20 protein-coding genes are annotated in these 25,672 nt (G+C 57.5%); 4 read left to right on the top strand and 16 right to left on the bottom strand.

The genetic code is table 11. From position 1 onward, the window contains the following. Positions 1–120: 120 nt before the first annotated feature. The gene (gene hrpA, locus C3938_RS11750) at positions 121–4,035 is read right to left on the bottom strand and encodes an ATP-dependent RNA helicase HrpA (protein ID WP_105103490.1); all 3,915 of its coding nucleotides are present in this window, start codon (positions 4,033–4,035) and stop codon (positions 121–123) included. 220 nt (positions 4,036–4,255) lie between these two features. Here hrpA and C3938_RS11745 point away from each other — a divergent pair, with 220 nt between their 5' ends. Beyond that, the gene (locus C3938_RS11745; protein ID WP_233998850.1) at positions 4,256–5,734 is read left to right on the top strand and encodes a peptide MFS transporter; all 1,479 of its coding nucleotides are present in this window, start codon (positions 4,256–4,258) and stop codon (positions 5,732–5,734) included. 454 nt (positions 5,735–6,188) lie between these two features. Here the strand turns inward: C3938_RS11745 and C3938_RS11740 are convergent, their stop codons facing one another. From C3938_RS11740 to dnaX, 15 genes are all read right to left on the bottom strand, one after another. Next, the gene (locus C3938_RS11740; protein ID WP_199775591.1) at positions 6,189–6,554 is read right to left on the bottom strand and encodes a hypothetical protein; all 366 of its coding nucleotides are present in this window, start codon (positions 6,552–6,554) and stop codon (positions 6,189–6,191) included. 29 nt (positions 6,555–6,583) lie between these two features. Then, positions 6,584–7,405, bottom strand: a complete 822-nt coding sequence (locus tag C3938_RS18085; protein WP_199775590.1) for a hypothetical protein — start codon at positions 7,403–7,405, stop codon at positions 6,584–6,586. 270 nt (positions 7,406–7,675) lie between these two features. Further along, positions 7,676–8,206, bottom strand: a complete 531-nt coding sequence (locus tag C3938_RS11730; RefSeq protein ID WP_105103488.1) for a hypothetical protein — start codon at positions 8,204–8,206, stop codon at positions 7,676–7,678. A gap of 194 nt (positions 8,207–8,400) precedes the next feature. Beyond that, positions 8,401–9,054, bottom strand: coding sequence for a hypothetical protein (locus tag C3938_RS11725; RefSeq protein WP_105103487.1), 654 nt, complete (start codon positions 9,052–9,054; stop codon positions 8,401–8,403). Further along, complete coding sequence (locus C3938_RS11720; protein ID WP_105103486.1) at positions 9,054–10,799, bottom strand: hypothetical protein; 1,746 nt, start codon at positions 10,797–10,799, stop codon at positions 9,054–9,056. The genes C3938_RS11725 and C3938_RS11720 overlap by 1 nt, the downstream gene beginning before the upstream one ends. A gap of 559 nt (positions 10,800–11,358) precedes the next feature. Further along, on the bottom strand, positions 11,359–12,540 hold the full coding sequence (locus C3938_RS11715) for a vWA domain-containing protein (RefSeq protein ID WP_105103485.1): 1,182 nt from the start codon (positions 12,538–12,540) through the stop codon (positions 11,359–11,361). A gap of 99 nt (positions 12,541–12,639) precedes the next feature. Next, complete coding sequence (locus tag C3938_RS11710) at positions 12,640–13,485, bottom strand: AAA family ATPase (RefSeq protein WP_105103484.1); 846 nt, start codon at positions 13,483–13,485, stop codon at positions 12,640–12,642. A gap of 196 nt (positions 13,486–13,681) precedes the next feature. Continuing rightward, positions 13,682–14,362 carry a YEATS-associated helix-containing protein gene (locus tag C3938_RS11705; protein ID WP_105103483.1) on the bottom strand — a complete coding sequence of 227 codons (681 nt, stop codon included), beginning with the start codon at positions 14,360–14,362 and terminating at the stop codon, positions 13,682–13,684. Between the two features lie 289 nt (positions 14,363–14,651). Then, positions 14,652–15,017, bottom strand: a complete 366-nt coding sequence (locus C3938_RS11700; protein WP_105103482.1) for a hypothetical protein — start codon at positions 15,015–15,017, stop codon at positions 14,652–14,654. 48 nt (positions 15,018–15,065) lie between these two features. Continuing rightward, complete coding sequence (locus tag C3938_RS11695) at positions 15,066–15,518, bottom strand: YcgN family cysteine cluster protein (protein WP_267893041.1); 453 nt, start codon at positions 15,516–15,518, stop codon at positions 15,066–15,068. A 16-nt stretch (positions 15,519–15,534) separates the two neighbouring features. Beyond that, positions 15,535–15,825 carry a YcgL domain-containing protein gene (locus tag C3938_RS11690; protein WP_105103480.1) on the bottom strand — a complete coding sequence of 97 codons (291 nt, stop codon included), beginning with the start codon at positions 15,823–15,825 and terminating at the stop codon, positions 15,535–15,537. Beyond that, positions 15,825–16,964 carry a ribonuclease D gene (gene rnd, locus C3938_RS11685; RefSeq protein WP_105103479.1) on the bottom strand — a complete coding sequence of 380 codons (1,140 nt, stop codon included), beginning with the start codon at positions 16,962–16,964 and terminating at the stop codon, positions 15,825–15,827. Before rnd ends, C3938_RS11690 begins: the two co-directional genes overlap by 1 nt. Before the next feature lie 12 nt (positions 16,965–16,976). Continuing rightward, complete coding sequence (gene recR, locus C3938_RS11680) at positions 16,977–17,579, bottom strand: recombination mediator RecR (RefSeq protein WP_105103478.1); 603 nt, start codon at positions 17,577–17,579, stop codon at positions 16,977–16,979. Between the two features lie 92 nt (positions 17,580–17,671). Next, on the bottom strand, positions 17,672–18,019 hold the full coding sequence (locus tag C3938_RS11675) for a YbaB/EbfC family nucleoid-associated protein (protein WP_199775649.1): 348 nt from the start codon (positions 18,017–18,019) through the stop codon (positions 17,672–17,674). Positions 18,020–18,066: 47 nt separating this feature from the next. After that, entirely contained in the window at positions 18,067–20,127 is a 2,061-nt protein-coding gene (gene dnaX / locus C3938_RS11670; protein WP_105103476.1) for a DNA polymerase III subunit gamma/tau, read from the bottom strand. Positions 20,128–20,439: 312 nt separating this feature from the next. Between dnaX and C3938_RS11665 the strand changes: the two genes are divergently transcribed. From C3938_RS11665 to C3938_RS11655, 3 genes are all read left to right on the top strand, one after another. Then, entirely contained in the window at positions 20,440–20,961 is a 522-nt protein-coding gene (locus tag C3938_RS11665) for an RNA polymerase sigma factor (RefSeq protein WP_105103475.1), read from the top strand. Positions 20,962–21,395: 434 nt separating this feature from the next. Further along, the gene (locus tag C3938_RS11660) at positions 21,396–22,469 is read left to right on the top strand and encodes a FecR family protein (RefSeq protein WP_105103474.1); all 1,074 of its coding nucleotides are present in this window, start codon (positions 21,396–21,398) and stop codon (positions 22,467–22,469) included. A gap of 133 nt (positions 22,470–22,602) precedes the next feature. Next, positions 22,603–25,497, top strand: coding sequence for a TonB-dependent receptor (locus tag C3938_RS11655; RefSeq protein WP_233998849.1), 2,895 nt, complete (start codon positions 22,603–22,605; stop codon positions 25,495–25,497). Positions 25,498–25,672 lie beyond the last annotated feature (175 nt).

The raw sequence follows: 25,672 nt of genomic DNA, 5'->3' as shown, positions 1-25,672 counted from the left end.
CCCGCAGACGAATCGGGTGTTCAGTCAGACCAATGGTTCACGCGCCGGGTTCAGTGGAGTCGGGATCTGATTCAAAAACTGTGAACCACTCCCCAAGATCGCGCAAGCGATCCCCAGGCGTTAGGCCACCTGCCGCTCGCCCCACAACTTGCGCAGGCGCTTGATGGAAACTGGCGTCAACGTTTTCAGAGTCTGCGCAAACAGTGACACACGAAATTCCTCCAACATCCAGCGGTACTGGACCAGCGCCGGATCACCCGCCAGTAGCAACGGGGCACTCTTGGCGGCTTCCGCCAGATAAGGCTCCTCCGCGTCCTGAAACTCGGCGCTAAGACGGCGATCGCGGTTGGCGTCGAGGGCCGCCTTTTCCAGGCGCAGTTCGATGCCCTTCAGGTAACGGCCGTACTGACGCAGCCATTCCAGCGGCGTGTGGAACAGGAAACCGCGGTAAAAAAGCCCTCCGAGCTGACGATGGATATCCGCAACAGCCATGGCTACCGCCAGGTTTTTCTGCTGCTTGATCTGCTTGCGCAGAGGCACCAGTTGTGCCAGAGCCTGTACCAGCAGTGCACCGATTTCCTGTGCTGTCGCCACCAGCTGTTCGCGTTTCTCCAGTGCGTTGAGGAAGTCCGCTTCGCTGCGCGGCCAGTGTTCATCTGGCCAGAAACACTCGCGCACCGCGGCCATCAGGATATCGTCCGCAACATCCTCGCGACGGCCGAGGTCTGCGGCGCTCAGGCCCAGTTCCTTGCCCTTCAACAACTCTTTGCGCAGGTATTTCACCGGCTCCGGCAGGTGTAGGATGGCGAGGCGGCAAATACCCGCGCGGGTTAGTCGCCGAGCCTCTTCCGGATTGTCCAGCAACTTGAGATCCACACTTTCTTTACCTGCAATCAGAGCCGGGTAGGCTCGCACTTTGAGTCCACCCTGGCTCAGCTGGCGGGTTTCCGGCAAGTCGCCAAAATCCCAACTGGTGATACCGGTGCGCTCGAAATCATCACCGGCACTGGCAATTTCCTGCTGCACCCGGTCGCGGTAGCGCAACTGCAGGGTTTCCAGATCTCGCGCCTGATCCAGTAACCGGCCCTTTTCATCCAGCACCTGGATGTTGAAACGGTAGAAATCCTCCAGCCCCTGTTCGGCGGCTTTCCACGCGTCTTCCGGGAGTTCCAGCGCCGTCTGGCGTTTGAGTTCGTGACCGAGTGCCTGCCACAGCGGCGTGTTCCCCGCCTGCATGCGCGGCAGTGCTTTGTCCACCGCCGCCGGGACCGGTACAAAATGTTTGCGATATTGCTTGGGCAGGTTTTTTACCAACGCAATACATTTGTCACGCAGGATACCCGGCACCACCCACTGCAGGCGCGCAGCGGGTACTTGGTGCAGCGCACCGACGGGCACACGGATACTCACACCGTCATCCACACTGCCCGGCTCAAAGTGATAGCCGAGCGGGTATTCAATACCGCCACTGGTGAGCGAATCCGGAAACTGGGCTTCACCCACATGGCCGGCGTCCTGTTGCATCATCAGTTCACGGGGAATAAACAGCAGCCGCGGATCGTTTTGCTCCGCCTGTTTGCGCCATTTATCGAACCCGGCGAGGTTGACGATATCGGCCGGCAGGCGCTCGTCGAAAAAGCGGAATACCACTTCGTCATCGACCACGATGTCGCGGCGACGGGATTTGGCTTCGAGATCCTCGAGCTCCGCCAGCAGATCCTTGTAGTGCTGGAAAAATTTACCCTTGCCGCGATAGCGCTGCTCCACCAACGCTTCGCGGATAAACACCTCACGCGCGGTAACCGGGTCGAGCTTGCCGTAGTGAATCCGCTGTTTGTCCACCAGCACCAGTCCGTACAGCGTCACCTTCTCAAACGCCATCACCGCACCGGAGCGCGGGTTGTAGTGCGGCTCGAAATAATTGCGCTTGACCAGATGCCCGGAACACCCCAGCACCCACTCGGGCTCAATTTTGGCGACCGTGTGCGCGAACAGACGACTGGTTTCCAGCAACTGTGCGGCCACCACCCAGTGGGGTGGTTTCTTGAACTGCCCCGAACCGGGGAAGATGTGGAAACGACGATTACGGCAGCCGAGAAATTCCCTGTTTTCGTCCTTAACGCCAATATTGCCGAGCAGTCCAGGCAGAATCGCTTTGTGTACGCTGGTGTAGTCCGCGGGCTCGCGGTTCATTTTCAGATCGAGGTCGCGAATGGCGAGGCGCAGCTGGTGGTGAATGTCTCGCCACTCCCGCAATCGCAGCCAGCTCAGATAATTTTTCTGACACCATTTGCGCAGCTGGCTCGCGCTCAGTTCCTGACGCTGGGTTTCGTAGCCATCCCACAGGTTCACCAGCGTGAGGAAGTCCGAATGCTCACGTTCCCACTGCTTGTGTTTTTCATCCGCAGCCTGGCGTTTCTCCACCGGGCGCTCACGCGGGTCCTGCACCGCCAGCGCGCTGACGATAATCAGCAGTTCGCGCAGGCTGCCGACAGAGCCTGATTCCACCAACATACGCGCGAGACGCGGGTCCAGCGGCAGACGCGACAGCGCACGTCCGAGTGTCGTGACCTGCCCCTTGCCATCCACCGCCTGCAGTTCCTGCAGCAGGCTGTAGCCGTCATTGATCAAGCGCTGGTCCGGCGGATCCACAAACGGGAAATCGCGGATATCGCCGATACGCAGTTGCAGCATCTGCAAAATCACGGCGGCGAGATTGGTGCGCAGAATTTCCGCGTCGGTAAATTCCGGGCGCTGCAGGTAATCGCTCTCCTCGTACAGGCGAATACACACACCGGCACTGACACGACCGCAGCGCCCCGCACGCTGGTTGGCGCTCGCCTGGGAAATGGGCTCCACCGGCAGGCGCTGAATCTTGCTGCGATAGCTGTAGCGGCTGATACGCGCGGTGCCCGGGTCGATTACATAGCGGATACCGGGCACGGTGATGGACGTTTCCGCGACATTGGTGGCCAGTACGATCCTGCGCCCTTTGTGGGGAGCGAACACGCGGCTCTGCTCCGCGAGACTGAGGCGCGCATACAGCGGCAATACGTCGATGTGCTGCAACTGTGCATCCCGCAACGCCTTGGCGCACTCACGGATTTCGCGCTCGCCACTCATGAATACCAGAATATCGCCACCGCGGCGCGGAGAGTTTTTCTCTTCCTGCAACAGCTCCTCCACCGCGGCGATCACCTGCTCGTTCAGATCCGCGTCGCTATCCGCCGGCGGGCGGTAGTGGATATCCACCGGATAGGTGCGGCCGGAAACTTCGATGATCGGCGCATCATCAAAATGTTTGGAGAACTTTTCCAGATCGATGGTGGCGGAGGTAATGATCAGTTTCAGATCCGGGCGCTTCGGCAGCAGGGTTTTCAGGTAGCCCAGCAGGAAGTCGATATTGAGGCTGCGCTCGTGGGCCTCGTCGATGATCAGCGTGTCGTAATTGCTGAGCAGCGGATCGCGCTGGATTTCCGCCAGCAGGATACCGTCGGTCATCAGCTTTACATGGGTGTGCTCGGTACTCTGATCAGTAAAGCGCACCTGGTAGCCAACAGAGTCGCCCAGTGGCTGGCCCAGTTCTTCGGCAATGCGGTTGGCGACAGTGCGCGCGGCGATCCGCCGCGGCTGCGTGTGGCCGATCTGACCGAAGATGCCACGGCCCAGTTGCAGACAGATTTTTGGCAGCTGGGTGGTCTTGCCGGAACCGGTTTCACCCGCCACCACGACCACCTGGTTCGCCGCAATCAGTTCGGCAATCTCATCCCGCCGCGCCACCACCGGCAAACCTTCCGGCCACTCCACGTTGGGCAGTTTCTGCCGGCGTGCTTCCGCCAAAGCAACCGATTTTGCAACCTCCTCTTCCAGCTGCCTCAACATCCGGTCCGCAGGTTTACCCTCGTTCAGGCGGCGACGTACATTCCCCAGGGTGCGCAGTAGACGAAAGCGATCGCGCCCCATGCATTGGGACAACAACTGCTCGATGGGCTGCAGGGCAGAGGGTGAGCGATGGCTGGCGGAATCTTGACTCATGAGTGACTGACAATCCGGGAAAATACTGCAAACCGGCGATTATACCCGCTGGGGAGTGTAGAAATCTGTTCCTAAACTTGCTGGCGTCATCGCTGACCTATACTCAGGTCATCGGCGCGCATTACAACCTATGCTTCATTACAGATGCGCGACAAATTTCCAATGCCTGAACCGTAGGCAGGCCAACGGCCGCCTGTATTCGCCAGTGCGAGGAACACCCATGCAAGATCTCAAACCAAGACCCCCAGCCGCCGCCGGCGACATGATGGGGCACCCCAAGGGGTTGTTCCTGCTGTTCGGAACCGAAATGTGGGAGCGCCTCAGCTTCTACGGCATGCGCGGGATCTTCGTGTTCTACCTCACCTCTGCAGCCACGGCGGCGGTGTTCGGCTGGGAGGCGCTATCCGACACCGAACTGCAATCCAAGGCTCTCAGCTACCTCGGTACTTACGCCATGCTGGTGTACCTGACGCCGATCATCGGCGGCTGGATGGCGGACAACGTATGGGGGCAGCGGCGCTGTATCATGTTCGGCGGTGTGCTGATGATGCTCGGGCAATTTGCCCTCGGCTTCCCGCACAGCTGGCTGCCAAACGGCTCCGAGATCTATATGCTGTGGCTGGGACTGGGGCTGATGATTATCGGCAATGGTTTCTTCAAGCCCAACATTTCCACCATGGTGGGCGATCTCTACGACGAGGGCGACCGGCGCCGGGATACGGCGTTTACGATTTTCTACATGGGGATCAACATCGGCTCGATCCTCGGCTACCTGGTGATCGGCTGGATTGGCGAGAAGGTCAACTATCAGCTGGCGTTTGTCGTAGCCGGCCTCGGCATGCTGCTGGGTCTGCTGCTGCAGATGGCCAAGTCGGAAAAGCTGTTGGGCGAAATCGGTAAACAGCCCTCCGCCAAGGTCGGTCTGAAGGCAAATCTCGCTGCCGACAAAAAACGCCCGCTCACCCCGGAAGAACGCGATCGTATCAAGGTGATTCTGATCCTCGGTGTATTTACGGTGATTTTCTGGGCGGGCTTCGAACAGGCCGCAGGTTCGATGAACCTGTTTGCGAAGCACAATACCGACCTGCATATTTTCGGCTTCGAGATTCCCGCCAGCTGGCTGCAGATGGTCAACCCGCTGTTCATCATCATCCTGGCGCCGATCATGGCGAGCATCTGGGTGGGGCTTGGTTCCCGCGAGCCGACTTCGCCGGCCAAGTTTTCCATGGGACTGATCTTCCTCGGTCTGGGTTTTGTATCCATGGTGGGTGCGGCACTGCAGATTGGCGACTCGGAGACGGTGAAGGCGAGCCCCTGGTGGCTGGTGGTGGCGTACATTTTCCACACCATTGGTGAGTTGTGTCTGTCGCCGATCGGGTTGTCGATGGTGACGAAACTCGCTCCGCTGCGCTTTCTGAGCTTAATGATGGGGTTGTGGTTTGCGTTTATCGGTATCGCGAACAAGGGCGCGGCGGAGATCGGCAAGTTGGTGGGCGAATCAGGTCCACTGGCCACCTTCGGCGGTGTGGCCATCGCCGCGATCCTTGCCGGGATCATTCTGTTCTTCCTGCGCGAGAAACTGGTGGACTGGATGCACGGTGCAGAGGAAGAGCACACCGTGATCAAGGACACCACCAAGGAAGAAATCGGCATCACTGCCGATCACGATGTGGCGCCGCAGCGGAAGTTCACAGAGTGAGTTTCTGGTTGAATTTTCAAGGTCGCAACTCACAATCTACGCAACAACGTCTACAAGGAAAACCAAAGCGAACGGGCCATGCGGTTAATTTGGTAACTTAACAGGCGTTCAAGCAATCCGTGCAAAGAGAAAAGGCGGAGGGCCCGCAAGGCTGATAGTTGAAGCTGGTGGACAGGCAATGGACGCCGTTGCCGCTGACTCCTCACATGGGCGCCCCCAGTATGCCCCATGCTCCGCTGTTGGTCAGGTGGCGGCTTCCATAGAGCGAACTGGGTGGCGTTCCTTCGAGATATCGCCTGTCTCGGCCAGGGGTTTCAGCCCACTTAGCAGGGCGGGGGCTTCCCAGATCACGTGGCGCGCAGGAACAGTTCCCTAGTGATCGCCTTGGGGTCAGTTCCAACCACCTGCGCGATTTTTCGTTTCGCTTCGCTATCGGTGCTTTGTTCCACTGGCGTTACAGCTCGCCACGGCGATACTTTTCCCCCAAGTCTTTGATCAGATCCAGCAAGCCGGCGTCGTAGAGGAAGTTATCGGCGAAGGTGATTTCCTGCGGGTGATAATCGTTCTTCCATAATTTGCCATGGTCGCTTCTCGAGCGATTGACGATTGCGTAGCCGCCCACACCGCGACCAGCATTCATAGAGCGTTGAATGCAGAGCATCTCGCCTTCCACGTCCTCGTCGGCGCTGGTCATGGCGCCGGCGTGCAGGCCGCCCTGTACCGGTGGCTTGCGGAACTCGGTGAGGGCATCGGCGAACCAAGGCAATACCCCGAGGGGGAAATCCGCTTGTGAACAACGGTAATAGGGGATCTTTCCCATCCTTAGCCTGCTAACAGCCCGCAACAGACTCAGGTGCCCCCCCTGCCGCACAAATAAAACTGTATCACCCTCATTCGGGTCGATTGTTCTCGCCAGCTCCACGGCGCCCTCCGGCAGCTGTTCATGGTGCTCGATTCTGGGCAGTTGCTCTTGTACCGGGTATTCCGGTTTTTGAAACCATTCCATTTAAAATCCCTTGGAGACATAGGCAATAGCGCCGGCCTCTTCCAGTTGTTGCAGATTGACCGGTTTCCGCTCAAAGTCAGTGTTTCCACGGCGCCGTAGTGGTTGCCGGACCCGGCGATCTTGTCCCGGGTCAGACCATTGCCCTCGTAGTACTGGTTGTTGCCCACCCTGTCCTGCATTTGCATGCGTTGTTTCAGTAATTTTTTCTCAGTTTCAGAAAGATCGGTGGTATCCAGATAGTCCTCAAAGTTGTCTATGTTTGTAGACCACTTGTTCGCCAGAAATTCCTTATCCACCGCCTCTTGATAGTGCCACCCATACTGATCCTGAAACTCGGGCGTCATAACCCTGTCGGTAAACTGCTTGGGAAATTCCTTCGGCAACTCCCGATTGGCAAACCCGCTGACCTTGTCAAAGGTGGCCGGCACGCTTTTCACACCGGTGAGAGGCGCGGCCTTTTCGGTGTCGATGACGATCAATGTGTACTCGGCGTCAGGATCGTAGTCGAGGCCAAGCTTGTCCGAAATCAGGCGCGCATTGGTGTCGGCATCCTCCAACTGATCGAAACTGGTGGACCAGTACTTGGCATCGTTGCCGCTGACACCTCGCGTGGGCGCACCCAACATGCCCGGTGCGCCGCTGTTGGTCAGGTGGCGGCTTTCCATAAAGCGGACTTGATAGCGTTCCCTCGAGATATCGCCGGCTTCGGCCAGGGCTTTCAGCTCGGCGTCTGTGTCCTTGGAGGGCAGGGGCTTCCCAGATCAGGTCGGTGAGTTCCGTGGCTCGGTAAAAAAGCATCTCGAAGTCGAATTACCTTCGCAAGTTGGCTGTTTCCATATCTGCGTCTTGAGGAGTAATCCAGGAATCTGGGCGTACACCCTCGAAGATGGCTTCCGCTATTGTTTCCGTCAGCCAATTTGCGCCTGCAATGTCGTCTAAAGTACTTTCATAAATACGGTAAACTTTTCGAAATTTGGGTAGTCAGGCAAGTAACTCATCAGCGGTGATTCAATACTGCAGGCGGCTAAACCCTGCTTGATTCCTAGGAGTTCGTCAGTCAGACCTCGCTCGTACTGATCGAGAGACCGCGTGGGATGCTGTAGCAGATCAAGTAGAGCCTCAATACAACGAATGGTATAAGGGTAGTAGGTTGGCTTAAGAAGAAGATTCCCTTTTACTGCTTTCAGCAAACGATAAAAATGAATGCCGATCTCCTCGTCATAACGATCAGGTGAACTCGCCAGATATTCCAGGAGCCTTTCTGCAGAAACGTGCTTGAGCGTATGGAGATAGTCGTTGACAGGAAATCTCAGCGTATTTGCAGCCACCTGCTCTTTGAGCCAGCGACATTGGTAAATCATCCTGCCAGCCGCAGTATCGTTGGTTCGAGTTTCATCCTTCAGGAAATTTAAAAGGATGTCACAATTATCATTTATGTCTTGGTAAATCTCTTGCTTGAAGCTCATTAGTGAGTTCTGGTTAAGCGCGTTACGGTAGATATGGCGTTGCTATCAAGCGTGATCTGCGATCCTCCGCCTGGCATGATCTTGCCCATCGGCCTATGGAGTAGTTACGTCTTCGAAAGCGACGTTGCTCCATGCTGCTTCGGCGTCGGGCACCGATGTGACCGAGGTTGCAGGAGTCACTCAGGCTGCACGATTTACCGCCATAGGTTGGTCGTTTCCTTGTCTGCCGCATCCGGAGTAACCCACGTATCTGGACGAATACCTTCAAAGAGTAGGTTAGCAACGATTTTCGTTAAAAACTCACCATTTGGTAAGTCGTCAATTGAGATTTTTGACATATTCACCTCCCTGAAATTTGGGTAATCAGGATAATAATGCATTAGTGGTGGTTCGATCATGCCTGAGGCTAATTCCTGCTTCAGATGAGTCAATTCTGCAATTGCTCTCTGTTCGAACAGCGACAGCGGACGAGTCGTATGTACTAGCACGCTAACAAGCTCTTCAATGCAGCGAAGAGCATAGCGATAGTACTCAGATTTAAGGAGGAGCTTCCCTTTTGTTAGTTTCAGCAAACGATATAAGTAAATACCAATCTCCTCCAGATAGAGATCAGGCGAGCTGGCGAGATGCTCCAGAAGCCTTTCAGCAGAAACATGCTTCAGCGTATGCACGTAATCATTTACAGGGAATGTCAATGCATCAGCAGCGACCTGCTGCTTGAGCCAACGACATTGGTAGATCATGCGACCCTCCGCAGTGTCGTTCGTGACGGGCTGGCCCTTCAAGAGATTAAGAACAACATCACAGTTCTCGTTGATGTCCCGGTAGATTTCTTGTTTAAACGTCATTACGGCGTTCCTGTGAGACGTGTTACGGTAGAAATGGCTTTGCTATCTGGGGTAATTTGTGATCCTCCGCCAGACATGATTTTACCTAACATGCCCGTAGAGTAGCTGCCCTCGGTATAACCGATCTGTTCTGTGGCGATGCCTATAGTGGATTCCACGGCAGTATGAGGTTGAGTCACAGTCGCGGTGTCGATCACGTCAGCGCGGTTGTAACAGGGTAAAGCCAGGTAGTTTTTGACGCCCTCTCTGTCCCAAACACCATCTTTATAGAACTTGCTTTTGACATCTTGATAGCCAGCCTCATCGGTCCAGTACATGGACTTCTGGTTCTTGGTACCATAAGGGTTGCTTTGACTGTCGAAACCATAGAGTTTGTCTCCCGGTTGGAGCTGCCTTGTCTTAAAGCTGTCACCGGAGCTCAGCAGCTGTTCGAAATCTTCGTCCGTTCGATCCTGCTTTGCGAGTGCATCTTTGGCAGCTTTTTCCTCTGCTGACAAATTATCCATATCCACTTCGCGGCGGGTTTTGAACTTCTGCACCTCGATGTCATCCCACGCCCGATTGTGCAGTCCCGGGGGCCGCTTTGGTACGCGGGACGCCGGCGGCTTGATGATGGGAATTTCCACCTCGCCGAGACGTTCAAAGTCCTCGAAGCCGGGTGCTTGTTTGGCCGCGGCATGGCGATCCCTGAGCATTCTGGCTTTTTTGGTCTGCTCTCCAAACTCCAGCAGCAACTGCCCCACTTTGCGGAACCTGGCAAAGTACCGGGTCAGGCTCGCGGCGCTGGCGGCGAGGCCGGCGCCGGCGGTAACCGCTGCGAGGAGTATGGTGAACAGGACTTCAAACGCCGCGGCACCGGAGAATTCTGTGATTTCAATGGCGTGCTGGGCTTTGACGTAATCTTTGACGAAGTGCCGGAGATCGGCTTGCAGGGCGGGATCGCCCCAGATCAGATCGGCGAGTTCCGTGGCGTGTTGGAACTGTTCGCGGGTAATGGCGGTGGGGTCGAAGCCGAGTACCTGCACGATTTCCCGCTTTTCTGCGGTGAGGATTTCATCGCGGTAGGCTTCCAGCAGGTTTTCGCCATTATCGCTGCGCTGCGATGCCCGGTAAGCGGCTTGTACGCCCCGCAGACTGCGTTGCAGTGGGCTCATTACATCGTTGACGTCTTTCAGCCACTGTGCAAAGCCCTCTCCCGCCTGCCACAGGCCAGTGAGGAAGGCGCCGGTATAAATCAGCCCGCGATTAATCGACGTTTCCTGCCGAAGTTGCCTGGTGTGTTGCGCGGCTTCGGCTCTTTCGGCCGCGACAATCGCAAGCAGTGCCTGGCGAATCTTCACCCGCAGAAGGTTGCGGGCGTCTTGCGGCTGTTCTTTTCCGGTTTTTTGCGCGCTGTCGGTCTGGATAAACCGGAGGTTTCCCCGATAAATGGCATCGAGAATCCGCGGCCACCGGCCGGGCAAAAAACCAATGCCGATATGAGGATGGTGCGCCTGACTACTGAAAATTCCCACGGAATCCACATCCTGCCAGCCTGGCCCCGGATGGCCGAAGAGGCTCCGCTCAATGTCTCCGCCACAAAAGTGGAACAACTGATCTTCCGCGGCTGATAACTGGAGGTAGTCAATACGACCGAGCGCTACTATCGCTGTGAAATAATCCGCTGTGGCCAGAGATGCTATCTGGTCGCCGGAGGTAAGTTGGTACGTATTTCCCAGATTATCCGTGAGGGTGCAGAACGACATATCCGTGTCATATTCCGTGTGGTGATCATTTTAAGCGCCGGAAATTAACACATTTGGATTTAGAGAAAAACATCAGCGTCTACTCGACATCTGTGTACTTGGGCTCGTAGTCGTTGTGAGCAATCTCGTCAGCCGTGGTGTTAAGGCGGGTGACGGCATCCTCAAGTGACGCGGGTGGGATATCTTTGCTTTGGCTGAAATCGACTTTTTCACGAGGCTTCGGTTTCATCCGGATATCGGGGTGACATCGGTGAGCCTGAGATTCGATTCGGTCGCCGGGATTGAGGTAGTACGCACTTCCCAAATTATCCACGCGAGTGCAGAACGGCAGAACTGTGTCATATTCCGTGAAGCGATCAATGTGAATACTGGAACTTATTAACCAGATATAGCAATGTGCTGCATTAACCCGTTCACGTAAAGCGTTGCCGGGTTAATAACACATTTGAATTTGCAGAGAGGGTTGTAACCGGTCGTGCGTCAGCGCCCTGCACCGCCGGATTGCCTACCTGAAGACCCAGACAAGCATTAGGTGCGTTGCCACCACTGTCGCCTTTGTTCAGCGCCCCTTCACCAGATAAGCAATGGCCCGATCTAGTCCCTCAATTGTCATCGGGTACATGTGTCCGTTAACGAGTCGCTGGGTCAGGCCAATACTGCCGGTATACTGCCAGTACTCTTCAGCGGTGGGGTTCAGCCAGACGAGTTTTTCATAGGTATTGGTCACCCGCTGCATCCAGGCCGCACCAGGTTCTTCATTCATGTGTTCGACACTGCCGTAACGGCTGGTGATTTCGTAAGGGGCCATGGCCGCGTCGCCGACGAAAATCACCTTGTAATCCTTTCCGTAGGTGCGAAGGACCTCTACTAATGGAGTGGATTCGCTGTAGCGGCGTACGTTGTCTTTCCACACGTGTTCGTAAATGAAGTTGTGGAAATAAAAATATTCCAGGTGCTTGAATTCACTGCGACACGCCGAGAAAAGTTCTTCGCACTGCTTTACGTAGGGATCCATGGACCCCCCCACGTCGAAAAAGATCAGCACCTTCACCGCATTGTGCCGCTCCGGCACCATTTTTATATCCAACAGACCCGCGTTGCGGGCAGTGGAGCGGATGGTGTCGTTGAGGTCCAGCTCTTCCGCCGCGCCGGTGCGGGCGAACTTGCGCAGCTTGCGCAGGGCCACCTGGATATTGCGGGTGCCGAGACTGATACTGTCGTCCAGATTACGGAACTGGCGCTTTTCCCACACCTTGGATGCGGACTTGTTGCGGCTCTCGCCACCGACGCGAATACCACCAGGATGGTAGCCGCTGTTGCCAAACGGACTGGTACCGCCAGTACCAATCCACTTATTGCCGCCGCTGTGTCGCTCTTTCTGCTCTTCAAGACGCTTCTTGAATTCCTCCAGCATTTTTTCCAGCCCACCCATGGACTCGATCTTTGCCTTCTCTTCGTCAGATAGCTGCTTCAGGAACTCCGCCCGCAGCCAGTCCTCCGGAATCATTTGCTCAAGAATATCGTCGAGGGTTTCCAGGTCTTTGAAATAGGCGGCGAAGGCGCGGTCGAACTTGTCGAAGTGCTTTTCGTCTTTGATCAGGCAGGTACGGGCGAGGAAGTAAAACTCGTCCAGGTTCGCGTAAACCAACCGCTGCTGTATGGCCTCGAGCAACGACAGCAACTCGGTGATAGAAACCGGGAGCTGATAGCGACGGAGGTTCAGGAAAAAGCCGATGAGCATTGGGTTTCCCCGCGGGTGTTAGCGATACCTGTAGGAGCCTGCTTGCAGGCGAACATCCGCAAAGGGTTCGCCTGCAAGCAGGCTCCTACATGTGAAGAATTAGCGACCGTCTCTACGTGCCATGAACGCCAGACGCTCCAACATATGCACGTCCTGTTCGTTCTTGAGCAGCGCACCGTAAAGCGGAGGAATCGCCGATTTGGCGTCGCGATTTTTCAGCACTTCCTCGGGGATATCGTCCGCCAGCAACAGCTTCAGCCAGTCGATCAGCTCCGACGTGGAAGGTTTTTTCTTCAGGCCCGGTACCTCGCGGATCTGGAAGAAAATATCCATCGCCTCAGCCACCAGCTGTTGCTTGATATCCGGGTAGTGCACATCCACGATCTTCTGCATCGTCGCGCGATCCGGGAAACTGATGTAGTGGAAAAAGCAGCGGCGCAGGAAGGCATCCGGCAGTTCTTTTTCATTGTTGGAAGTAATAATCACGATCGGACGGTGTTTCGCGGTGATGGTTTCACCGGTTTCGTACACAAAAAACTGCATCCGGTCGATTTCCACCAGCAAGTCGTTGGGGAATTCAATATCCGCCTTATCAATCTCATCAATCAGTAGCACCACCCGCTCGTCGGCCGCAAAGGCCTCCCACAGTTTGCCCTTCTTGATGTAATTGCCGATATCGTGAACCCGGTCCACTCCCAACTGGGAATCCCGCAGGCGCGACACCGCATCGTATTCGTACAGCCCCTGCTGGGCCTTGGTGGTGGACTTGATGTGCCACTGGATCAGTTTGAGGCCAAGGCTGCGCGCCACCTCCTCTGCCAGCAGGGTTTTACCCGTGCCCGGTTCGCCCTTGATCAGCAGCGGGCGCTGCAGGGTAACCGCCGCGTCCACCGCCATCTGCAGGTCGTCAGTGGCGACATAACTGTCGGTTCCGGTGAATTTCATGGCTGCTCCGAATTCCCATGGGTCGAAAAACACCCATGGTAAAGGAACCCCGGAAACGGGCCAAAGGCGGAATCGGTCAGATTGAATGACGGCAGTGGCCGCACCCGCACCGGATGCGACCACATGGGGAAATTGAGTCAGAAATGACGGTGACAGAGGGGGTGGGCGGCTTACACGCCCTATTTAAGCGACCTGGTTAAGCGACCTGGGCGCGGCGGCGGCGGACTACCTGGCGCCCCTTGTCGGTGATATACCAGCGGATGCCCAGGTGGCTGTGGATTTTGCCCACCATTTCCAGAACCAGCAGGCTGTTCAGGGCGCGGGCCACGGAATTCGTTTCCATGTCGCCCTCCTGCACCATACCGGCCAGCGAGCGGAATACACAGTCGCCGTTGTTCAACAGGCTAAGTACATGCAGGGCGTTGTCGTCGAGCTTGCGGATCTGGTTAAAGTCCAGCGTCGGCCCCTGATCCGGATCACCTTCGATCTCGTGTTCGAGCAGCGGCATCATTTCCAGCTGCATGGCACGGATCTCCTGCTCCAGGTTTTCCACCCGTGCGCGCGCGATACTCGCGTCCCGTAACTGGCGGCGAGCGGCATTGAATACAAACATGCGTGAAGCAATGGCTGCGAGCAGGCAGTAGCCGGTGAAAATCAGCAAGCGTGAAGGATCACCCTGAATTTCAATCAGCAGGTCACTCTGGGTGAACTTGAGAAAAATCGGCACCATCAGTGCCCCGCACAGGCCCATGATCAGACAACGGGCGAGACCGGCAGGGTCTTCTTCGGTGAACAGCATCTGATAGTAGTTGACCAGGCCGCCGAGAATACCGGAGACCAGCATGACCGCGGTCAGAATTAGCAAGTGGTCGAGCATCCCTGTCCCTTCATTCCATGCACAGAAAACGCCACTGAAGGCACTTTGTGTTTGTCCGTTGTTCTTGCGGGCTTTGAGTCCGACTTTTGAAATGTGCCTGCTGGACATACCAGCGTGCCATTCGGCGCCGCACTGCCAAAACTCCCGACCATGGGAGGGATTGCTGCGGGCTCTAATAGATATAGCAGTATCCTGGGAACTCAGCGGCTGGAGGAGCGGTCCGCGTGAGGGGAATGGCGCCAGTTACCGCATGAGTCGACAACTGGCGTAGTGACAGGGAACGAAATACTCAGTACTGGTCGCTTTCAGTCATTGGGCGATCTTTGCGACGGCCAAGCATCAGGGTGATGATGCCGATGATCACCATTACCGCAAAGGCGCCACCGGCAGCGAACACCAGACTTGCCGCTACCTCCGCTGACACGCCTTTTTCCTCAAACACCGTCTGGTACATGAACAGTGGCAGGAGGGGTGTCAGCGGTGCATCCGGTATGGTACCCCGGGCCGGTACCAGTAACACGATGGCCGCTTCCAGCAGAATCAACTGGCGCAGCCACGACCAGCGCCAGTTGCGCATAAACCACCAGCCCGCGACCAGCAGTACCACGACACCACCGGCATACACTGCCCAGGCCATTTTGAATTCTTCTGCCATTGTTTTTCGCTTATTGATCGTTCGTTTGTGTTGCCAAATGGATATCGCTCAGTTGTCGCCGATCCAGACGACGATATGATCTTCATAGTCGTCCGGGTGTACCAGCTCCTCGCTGATCACCTGATCCCGCACAGAAATGCCCGCGTGGTGCACCGATTCCGGATCGCCGGAAACCAGTGGGTGCCACTCCGGCAACTGATCGCCCCGGGCCAGTATGCGATAGGCACAGGTGGCGGGGAGCCAATCAAAGCTGGTGGCATCTTCCGGGGTCAGCTGGATACAGTCTGGCACCTTCTGCTTGCGCCGCGAGTAATCGCTGCAGCGACAGCTATGGGTATCCAGCAGCTTGCAGGCCACACGGGTGGTATAGACCTCGCCGGTATCCTCATCCTCGAGGCGATGCAGGCAGCAGCGACCGCAGCCGTCACAGATGGATTCCCATTCCGCCGCGGTCATTTCCGCGAGGGACTTGCGCTGCCAGAACGGTCGTTGGCTTACCACGTTTGCGACTCCGGTGTCAGCCGCGAGGCAGTTTACTGTTCTGCGCGGCAATTGCCCGCATTTCGTCATCCTGCGCCGGCGGCATCTGCAGATAGTAGCCTTGATCCTGCAGCGCGTTCATGACCTTCTGCACATCTGCGCGCGCCAGTGTACGCTCGGGTGTGATCAGCATGGTGGTGACATGTGCCGGTGTTCCGAACAGTTGCCGCAGATGTTCCGGCACTTTGGACAAGCCGTCCTGCTTCTGCACGTACAGATACATTTCATCCTTGCGCGGGCTGCGGTAAATATCGCAAAGAAATTTCATCAGGCGTTTCTCAATTTGTTCAATTCTGCCAGTAGCGGTTCACCAACGACCGCGCGGCGCCACCCCAGGAGACGTCCCTCCAGCATGGGTTTTTGCGCCTGCACCAGATTCTCCAGCTCTTTTTTGCGCACCAGAATTTCCGGCGGCAGGCCCGCCGCTTCGGCGAGCTCGGTGACCTTCTGCCGCAGGAGTTTGAGCTCTTCACCCTGCTCTCGGTTCAGCGGCATGGGCATGCGCGGTGGCAGATCGGTTCGCTCGCTGGCGCGAGCGATAATTTGCAGCAGAATCTCACCGTATTTGCGTATGGTTTTACCCTCGAGCCCGGGTTGCCCCAAAGTGGCGAGATGTTTCGGCATCGACTGCGCAAGACCAAGACAGACATTTTCTTTCAGCAAGTGATTGCGCGGTATATCCCGCTCGCGCGCTTCGCGCTCGCGCCAGGCACACAGATCCTGTAGTACCGCGAGCTGCTTCTGGCGCAGGCGCCAGGCGCCTTTGACCTTGAGATAGTAGAGTTCCGGCGCTTCCACCTGGCGCGCGGAACGGACGATCGCGGCACAGTCTTCCCGCAACCAGCCCAGGCGCTCCTGCTCGCGCAGTTTTTTCAGCAACATGCCATAAATCAGTGGCAGCCAGGCAACGTCGAGCGCGGCGTAGTTTTTCTGGGAATCGCTGAGTGGCCGCTGCAGCCAGTCGGAGCGAGTCTCGCTTTTCGGCAGTTCAATCTGCAGCAGCTGCTGCACGGTGGCGGCGTAGCCGAGGCCCGCCCCCATGCCGCTCACGGCAGCGGCTACCTGGGTGTCGAAAATCGGATCAGGGACGGCACCGAGCAGTCGGTCCAAGGTTTCCAGGTCCTCGCTGCAGGAGTGCATAACCTTGACCACTCGGGTGTCCAGCAGCAGTTCTTTCAGCGGCTCGAGATTGTCGATAGCGAGATTGTCAATCAGATAGCAGTGTTTTCCATCCCCCACCTGTACCAGTGCCGGCAGCGGATAGAAGGTGCGGCTGCGCATGAATTCGGTATCCAGCGCGACGGCACCCTGGGTACGCCAGCGGGCACAGAGTTCCGCCAGATGCTCTGTGCTGTCCACCCAGATAGGCGTGGTATCGACCAGTTGCTTGTTGGTTTGTTCAGGCATCAGAACACCAGATTAAAGTGCGGTGCGGCTATTGAAGGCGTGCGCCAGAGTGCCGCCGTCGATGTATTCCAGTTCACCCCCGATGGGTACGCCGTGGGCGATACGACTGACCTGGACCCCTTTGGCGCGGGCGCGCTCGGCGATGAACTGAGCAGTGGCTTCGCCTTCCACGGTGGGGTTGGTCGCGATGATCAGCTCGGTAATACGCCCCTCGTGCTGCTCACTCAGGCGCTCTCCCAGCAGATCCAGCCCAAGGTCCGCAGGCCCCACGCCATCAATGGGAGAAAGATGGCCATGCAATACAAAATACACACCGTGGTAGTTACCCGCCTGTTCGATAGCCAGCACATCTGCCGGGGTTTCCACCACACACAGCAGTGCGTGATCCCGCCGAGGGTTGTTGCACAGGGCGCATACCGGCTGCTCGGTGAGTGTGCGACAGCGACCGCAGCGGCCCACTTTGTCCACCGCCTGCTGCAACGAGTACGCGAGCAGGCCGGCCGCATCGCGGTCTTTTTCCAGCAGGTACATGGCCATACGCTGGGCGGACTTGGGGCCTACACCAGGCAGGCAGCGCAGCGCACGAATCAGGTCTTCAATCAAAGGGCTAAACATTTATCAGGCACGCCGGTTCAATCACAAAGGAGTCACTAACAAAAAGGGCCCGATCGGGGCCCGGTATGCGGAGAGGACGCTCGGTAAACAGGTCAACCGAAGGGAAATTTGAAACCTTCCGGCAGGTTCATTCCCGCTGCGAGACCGCCCATCTGATCTTTCTGGACCTTCTGCGCAGCCTCTTCCACCCGGCGCACTGTGTCGTTCACCGCGGCGGCCAATAGATCCTCGAGCATTTCCTTGTCTTCGCCGAGCAGACTCTGATCGATGTTGACATCCACCACATCATGACGACCATTCATGGTGACCTTCACCATACCCGCGCCGGATTCACCGGTCACCCGCAGGTCACTCAGCTCCTTTTGGATTTTTTCCATGCGTTCTTGCATGTCGGCCTGCATCTTCTGGGCCTGCTGCATTAAATCGCCGAAACCTTTCATCATGGGAATCCCCCCTTCATCCATTCGTTCAACATGCGCGGGCTGATTCAGCCCAGGTATTCCACCGACTCTGGCACCAAGCGCGCGCCGAGTTCCGCCTGCAGGTCCTGTACCAGAGGGTCCCTGTTGAGCGCATCGCGGGCGGAGAGCAGTTGTGCCTCGCGGGTAGCCGCAACCAATCGAGCCGGCGTACCACCGTGGATTTCCCCCACCTGAATGTGAACGCTTACCGGCTGACCGAAAAAATCTCCAAGCACATCCGCGAGCCGCCGCTGATGACCGTCGTCGTAGAGACTGCTGAAAGACTGATCCAGGGTAAAGGAGAGTATATTGTCCTGCCGCCCCTGCAACTCCAGGTGCGAGGCGATGGAGTGAAGGATGCCAGTCACGCCGATCTGTGGGTACATGGCGGGCCAACTGCCAGGGGAGAGCGCATCCAGTCGCGCCGGCGGCACAGCCGGTGCGGGTGCTCTAGACGGGGGCGGCGCTGGGGGCGGTGCGGGTGCCGGCACCGCCTGCACCTCCGCTACCTGCTGCCGCAGCCGATCGCGCAGTGCTGCGCGGTCATCGGCCGCCGCCTCAGTAGAGATAGCCTTCCCTTCTGCGGCCGTGGCGGATACAGGCGCGGCCAGTACCGCCGCAGGGGGCTGCGGGGCGACTTCAGTTGCGGGCTTTTTTTCGCTGTCGCCCCGATCCGTCGAGCTGTTGCCCTCAAACGCGTGCGGTACGTTTTCAAGACGCTGCGGCGCCTCACGCTCTACAGACTCATACCCGGGTTCTTCATCCCACGGCGGAGTATCGTCCTGCGGCGGCGCGGACTGGGATATTGACCGGACCGTTTCTTCACCCCCGGACGCGCTGGCGGGCACCGCCACATCTGCCGGTGCCCGAACAGAGGGTTCGCGCGCTACGGGTGCTGGCGACGGTTCCGTTGCCGGCTGTGGCGCTGTAACTTTTGGCGCAGGCTCGCTCTCAGCTGACTGACCGGCACCCGCGAGGCGGGCAGTTGGAATATTGGCGACCCCCTGCGGTTTGAACGCCAACATCCGCAGCAGTGCCATTTCAAAGCCCCCGCGGGGGTCCGGTGCCAGCGGCAGGTCCCGCCGAGCAAGCAGTGCCATCTGATAGAAAAGCTGCACGTTTTCACTGGCGATGTTGGCCGCGTGGCGCTGCAGCTGTTCGGCATCTCCCAGCGCGTTGTCGATCGCCTCGGGCAACACCTGAGCGATGGCGATACGGTGCAGGATGGACGCGAGTTCCGCCAGAGCGGCACTGTAATCCGGCGCATGTTCGGAAAGATCGTTCACCGCGGCAAACAGCGCCGTCGGATTTTCGTCCGCCAGCGCCTGCACCAGTTTCCAGACGAGCGCGCTGTCCAGGGTACCGAGCATGGCCCGCACTTCCGCCTCGCTGATCTTGCCACCGCCAAAGGCGATGGCCTGATCAGTGAGACTCATGGCATCGCGCATACTGCCATCGGCGGCGCGTCCGAGCAGCCACAGGGCGGCCTCTTCGAACGGCACCAGCTCTTTTTCCAGCACAAAGCGCAGGTGCTCAACCACGCGCTCCGGGCTCATATTCTTCAGGTTGAACTGGAGACAACGGGAAAGCACGGTCACCGGCAGTTTCTGCGGGTCGGTGGTAGCAAGCAGGAATTTGACGTGGGGGGGTGGCTCTTCCAGCGTCTTCAGCAGGGCATTGAAGGAGCTGTTGGACAGCATGTGCACTTCGTCGATCAGGTACACTTTGTAGCGTCCCCGGGTCGGCGCGTACTGCACATTCTCCAGCAACTCGCGGGTATCCTCGACTTTGGTGCGGGACGCCGCATCCACCTCTATCAGGTCAACGAACCGACCTTCGGCAATCTCGGTGCACACCGAGCACTGACCACAAGGTTCAGAACTGACTCCGGTTTCACAATTGAGGCACTTGGCGAGAATCCGCGCAATGGTAGTCTTGCCCACCCCCCGCGTACCGGCAAACAGGTAGGCGTGGTGCAGGCGGTTGTTGTCCAGGGCATTGATCAGCGCCTGAAGCACATGCTCCTGGCCAACCATCTCCCGGAACAGCCGCGGTCGCCACTTGCGCGCCAGTACTTGATAACTCATTCGTTCTCCGCACCCTCTGGTGCCCTGATTGGACGTAAATGCCGACCTCGGCACTCGGGAAGTCGGCCATTATACCGGCATCGCGGCACAGGAATAGACACCCGCCAGAAGACCTTCTCGCACCGCCTCGATTCCACATCCACACCAAACGCGGGGCGGCGGCCGGATGCTTACCTCACTTCATCGTGTCAAAACGACCACTCGTCGATTGCTGTTCGCCTGTGTTATAACTTGCCGGGCCCGACTCAAAGCAACGACAACAACCACAAAAAAACAATCACAAAGAGCGCTGTACGGGGATTCCTCTGACTAATGAATAAAACCCGGAAGACACTTCTGGAGAAGCTGTTTGCCGAACACGGCCAGGCACTGGTGCGTTTTGTCACACGCATCGTGCGCAGCCCCGAAGACGCCGAAGACATCGCCCAGTACGCCTATCTGCGCCTGCAGAACCTCACGGAGGAGAAGGATCTGGAGAACCCTCGCGCCTACCTGTTCCAGATTGCAAACAATCTTGCGCTGGACCAACTGCGCCGAGGGAAATTGCATATCGACTATGTCAGCCAACAGCTACCCGTCGACAGCACCGGCGAAGACGATCAGGCTGATCACCACTCGCCTGAGCGGGTGCTCGCTGCCCGCCAGCAACTCCAGGCCATCCACGAGGCCATGGACAGCCTGCCACTTAAATGCCGCCAGGCATTCCTGCTACACCGCAATCGCGGACTCTCCTACACGGAAATTGCGGAAGATATGAACATATCCGTCAGTAGTGTGGAGAAGTACATATTGCAGGCACTGAAGGTCTGCCGGCAGAAGACCGGAAACTTCTGAGTTCACAGCGACTCTCACAATCATCAACCTCATTCTCCTCAGGCTCGGCCGCCCGGATAGCGACGGCAAATGGGGCCATAATCCGCCAGTGTCCGCCTCACTGAACCAGACTGGCGCACGCTGGCGCATGAACGCACTGCGGTGCAGCAATAATCGGAAAAATTATTTGAGGGATAGCAGCGGCGGCTCGTCTTATCTATATGCAGCGGTATCCGCAGAAGAAAAAACGGACTCCGTCAGAATTTTGTGCTAAATTTTTTGGCGATTTATCGCAAAAATTGCACAGGACGCTCACAGTTGTTGATTTGAACGCTATCTGGAAGCACCATATTGGTGCAATCAGGCGGCTGAGGCTAGCGAAAAGGCACCTACCTCCCAAATGACAGCTCTGACAGGCAGATCAACAGGTTATCGGAAAACAAGGTATCAGTGCGGTGAACCCTCAGGAAGTACAAGACGTACCAACGGAAGACAGGCAGGATCAGGCGTGCGCCTGGATCGCGCGCCTGCGTTCCGACGCGCTCAGTGATGCTGACCGCCGCGCGTTTGCCCGCTGGATAGCCGAATCTCCGAGCAACCGTACAGCCTTCGATGAAATGGCTGAACTCTGGGGTGATCTGGGTGTGCTTTCGCGTCTGCCACTGGACGAACTTTACCCGGAAAGCGTGCCTACCGCCCGCCACCGCCCCTCTACCCCTGCAATTCGCCATAGGCACTCCACCCCCACTGCTGCCGTGGAATCTGCCAGTGATGGCTGGAATCTACCCCAGTGGCTGATGGGCGGCAGCGCCGTCGCGGCCTGTCTTGGAATTGCCCTGTGGATCGGCAATCAGTGGCTGCAACAGGCGCCAACGCAACAGCAGATGTACACCACGGCAGTCGGTGAAATCCGCACCGTCGACCTGCCTGACGGCTCCCGTGTAAAACTGAATACCAACTCCGAGCTGATCGTCAATTTCAGCCGGGAAGAGCGTCGCACTAAATTGCTGCGAGGCGAGGCCTACTTCGACGTGGCCCGCCAAACCTCGCGCCCCTTCACGGTAAGTGCCGGCAGCGCCAATATTCGCGTGCTCGGCACTCAGTTCAACGTGGAACGCAATCCCGACAATACCCGTGTTTCTGTTACCGGTGGCACCGTGGCAGTCAGTGAGGCCCGCACTGCCAGTGGCCTGCAGCCCGAGTCGGTCAAACTTACACGAAACCAGAAGGTCAGTGTTTCTGGCAGCGGGCTGTCGGATGTCGGTCGCACCTCCGAAGAGGAAGCCCTCGACTGGACACAGGGCCAACTGGTATTTGACGAAACACCGCTCAATGAAGCGCTGGAAGAGCTGAACCGCTATCTAAAGGTACCGGCAGCCGCGGCGCCCGCCGTGGGCGACCGCACCCTCTCCGGCACCTTCGAACTGACGGACCCGGAAAGCACACTCTCCGCCATCGCCGCGGCGCTTGGACTCGACCAGGATCACAGCGACCCTCACCTGACTCTCTTGTCACCCAAGCGGAACTAAGATATAAACCTCGCCTTGGGTGATCGTACTTTTTTTAGCCAAAAGCTTGCGTTCACCCTCACCACATAATCAATCAGAATGAACGCAGATTCGGCCGCTGATCGCGCCGACTGTACGGGGTGGGACGAGAGCATTGGATTTCCGGCACTGGGTAGCACTGTCGTTGGCAGGTTTGCTGGCACTCTCTGAGAGTGCACTCTCTGCCTGCCCGGAATCCGGTGTCCAACTCCCTGCGGGCCCTCTTTCTCGCGCACTGATTTCTCTCGGCAAGCAATGCCGCGTATCTCTGGTGACGCAGGCCAACAATGTCTCCAGCATCCTGATTCGCGAGCAACATCTGGAAACCCCGGATGGCAGCATCGCCCCGGCTCTCCAGCAGCTGCTGAACAATACAGCCCTCACATTTACTCACACCGGCACCAATGCGGTAGCCATCGTCGCCCGTCCGCAGCAACCTGCTGGCGAGTCCTCGGCAGCACCTACCCTGCCCGCGGAAGAGATCACGGTAACCGGCCAAAGCCTGACAGGCAGCCACCTGCGCCACCTGAAGCTCGACAGCTACGCCCCTATCGACGTGCTCGCACAGCCGGAACTGGAAATCACCGGCGCACAGACCATTGCCGAGCTGCTGAAGTTTTTGCCGGCTGTCTCCGGTAACTCCACCAGCACCGCTGTTACGAACGGTGGCAATGGCACCGCTACGGTTACCCTGCGCGGTCTTCCCGCCAGTAATACGCTGGTACTTATTAACGGCCGACGTATCGTCAGCAATGGCTTTGGCGGTGAAGCGGCAGACCTGAATACGATTCCGCTGTCAGCGGTGGACCGTATCGAAGTACTGAAAGACGGCGCCTCGGCAGTGTACGGGTCCGACGCCATTGCCGGTGTCGTCAACATCATTCTGAGGCGGGATTTTGACGGTCTGGATGTGAGCAGTTACTACGGACAGGCGGGGCGGGGCGACCAACAAACCCACTCCTACAGCATTACCTGGGGCGGTGGCAATGAGACCAATCACCTGATGTTCAGCCTTGCGCACTATCGCCAGGGAGAAATACTGAGCAGAGACCGAGACCTCTCCGCATCCGCGGACAATCGCCATCGCGGCGGCACCGATTTGCGCTCGTCAGCGTCCCCGACGGGTTACATTTCCCTTGCCAGCGGTGTGGTAACCAACAACGGGGGAGAGTTTACCCCGTGGAGCCAGGATTATCTTTACGACTTCCGCGAGTATACGTCTGCCCTCGTTCCCTCCGAACGACAATCGGTGTATATGGCCGGCAGCCACAGTCTGACGGACTCACTGGATGCCTATGTGGAAACCATGGTCATTCGCACTCGTTCAGAATCTACACTGGCACCGACCCCGGTATTTACCCGTTTTGACAATGGTGACCTGAGTATCGCCAGCGACCAGATCTTTAATCCGTTCGGTGAAGAGATTACCGACGTGCGCAAACGGGTATTGGAACTGGGCCCCAGAATCCAGACGAACGGCACCGATACCTGGCGCCTGAACACAGGCATGAAAGGGCAGATCGACGAGTGGCGATGGGAGCTTACCGCAGCTACCCACTACACCCGCGCCAACGAGACGCTCAACAATCTGATTGATCCGAACCACCTTTCTCTCAGCCTTAAAGGACCGGATACCTGTATTACGGAAACTGGCTGCGTCGCCGTCAACCTGCTCGGCGCCCCCGGTAGTATCGATGATGCGCAGCTGGACTATATCCGCGCTGAAAACCGCGTAAATGGCGCCAGCCGCATGCACTCCGTAACCTACGTTGCTGATGGGCCACTGGGCAGAAATTCGGCCGGAGATATTCTCGCTGCGGCCGGTATCGAAATCCGCCGCGAAGCCATAGATTTCACCTCCACAGACTCCGACGGTCTTTCACTGATTGGAGGCGTGGCATCCGGCGCTGCACAAGGACAGCGGCTGATCGGCGAGGCTTTCGCGGAGATCTCCTTGCCTCTGCGGGCGGAAAGTCTGTGGCTCGACGGCGCTGTGCGCTATTCCGAATACAGCGACTTTGGTAACACTGCAAACCCCAAACTGGCTCTGCGCTGGCGACCCTGGCCGTCCCTGTTGATACGTGCCAGCTATGCCACCGGCTTTAAAGCCCCCACGCTGGTGGATATGAACCAGACCGGCCATCAGAGCCAGGAGTTTCTGTTCGATCCCTGCACCAACAGTAACGCCGACCAGCTTCCCGGGTGTAACGGCCGCGCCGATCAGGACCGCATCCAATATCTGACCGAGTTCGGAGGCAACCCGGAATTACAGCCGGAAACCTCGGACAACCGATCCCTCGGCCTTGTCTGGACGCCCGGCGACTTTACCGGGTTTCACGCGAGCCTCGACCTGTTTGAAATTCGCCAGAACGACGTTATCGATACCAGCCCGCAATACCTGATTACGAAAAACGCGTACAACGGCCTGTTTACAGACCGAGTCCTGCGCGACGGTGAGGGCGATATCACCCGCGTGGTGGCTACCCGCCTCAATATCGGCGCACGCGAAGTGCGCGGCATTGATGCCTCCATGCGCTATCAGTATCAATCAAGAGAACTCGGCCTGATCCGCTGGTCCATGAACAGCAGCCATATGTCGAGTTATCTCAATCAGCTGGCCCCCGGAAGCCCCATAGAAAACCTCTCCGGCACCTTTGCCGACGCCGCCAGCGGCGGAGCGGGCTCACTGCCCGAGTGGAAAGCCAACACCGGCATCTACTGGCAGAGAGGGCGTTGGGAAGGTGGCTACACCATTCACTATGTAAGTGAACTTAAGGAAAGCTTTACCCTGAACGATCAGGCCGTCACCCGCTCTATCGACAGCTGGTCCACTCACGATCTGCAACTGGCGTATGGCGTACCCAGCGGTTTCCGCTTTGCGGTGGGTATCGACAATCTGCTGGATCAGGCCCCTCCATTTGCCGCTTCAGCGTTCAACGACAACTTCGACGCGCGCACCTACGACCTCTCAGGTCGCTACTGGTACACCACGTTCAGCTTCAGCATGTGATGCAGAGGGTGCCAACCGGTTTTTCCCTTTTGAAAATCCGCTCTACGCTATCTTCAGGAATGTGATATCGCGGCATACGGAAACGGACTGCCCCCTCCCGCTTGCATTGAGCGATCATCCACAGACAACCTCATCTTGATCCACGCCCTGCAATGTCGCCGCTTACCCGGCACCA

It is taken from the genome of Microbulbifer pacificus, assembly GCF_002959965.1.
GTDB classification, from domain to species: Bacteria; Pseudomonadota; Gammaproteobacteria; order Pseudomonadales; family Cellvibrionaceae; genus Microbulbifer; species Microbulbifer pacificus_A.
Note: the sequence above shows the minus strand (reverse complement) of the source record. Positions and strands in the feature narration are given on the sequence as shown.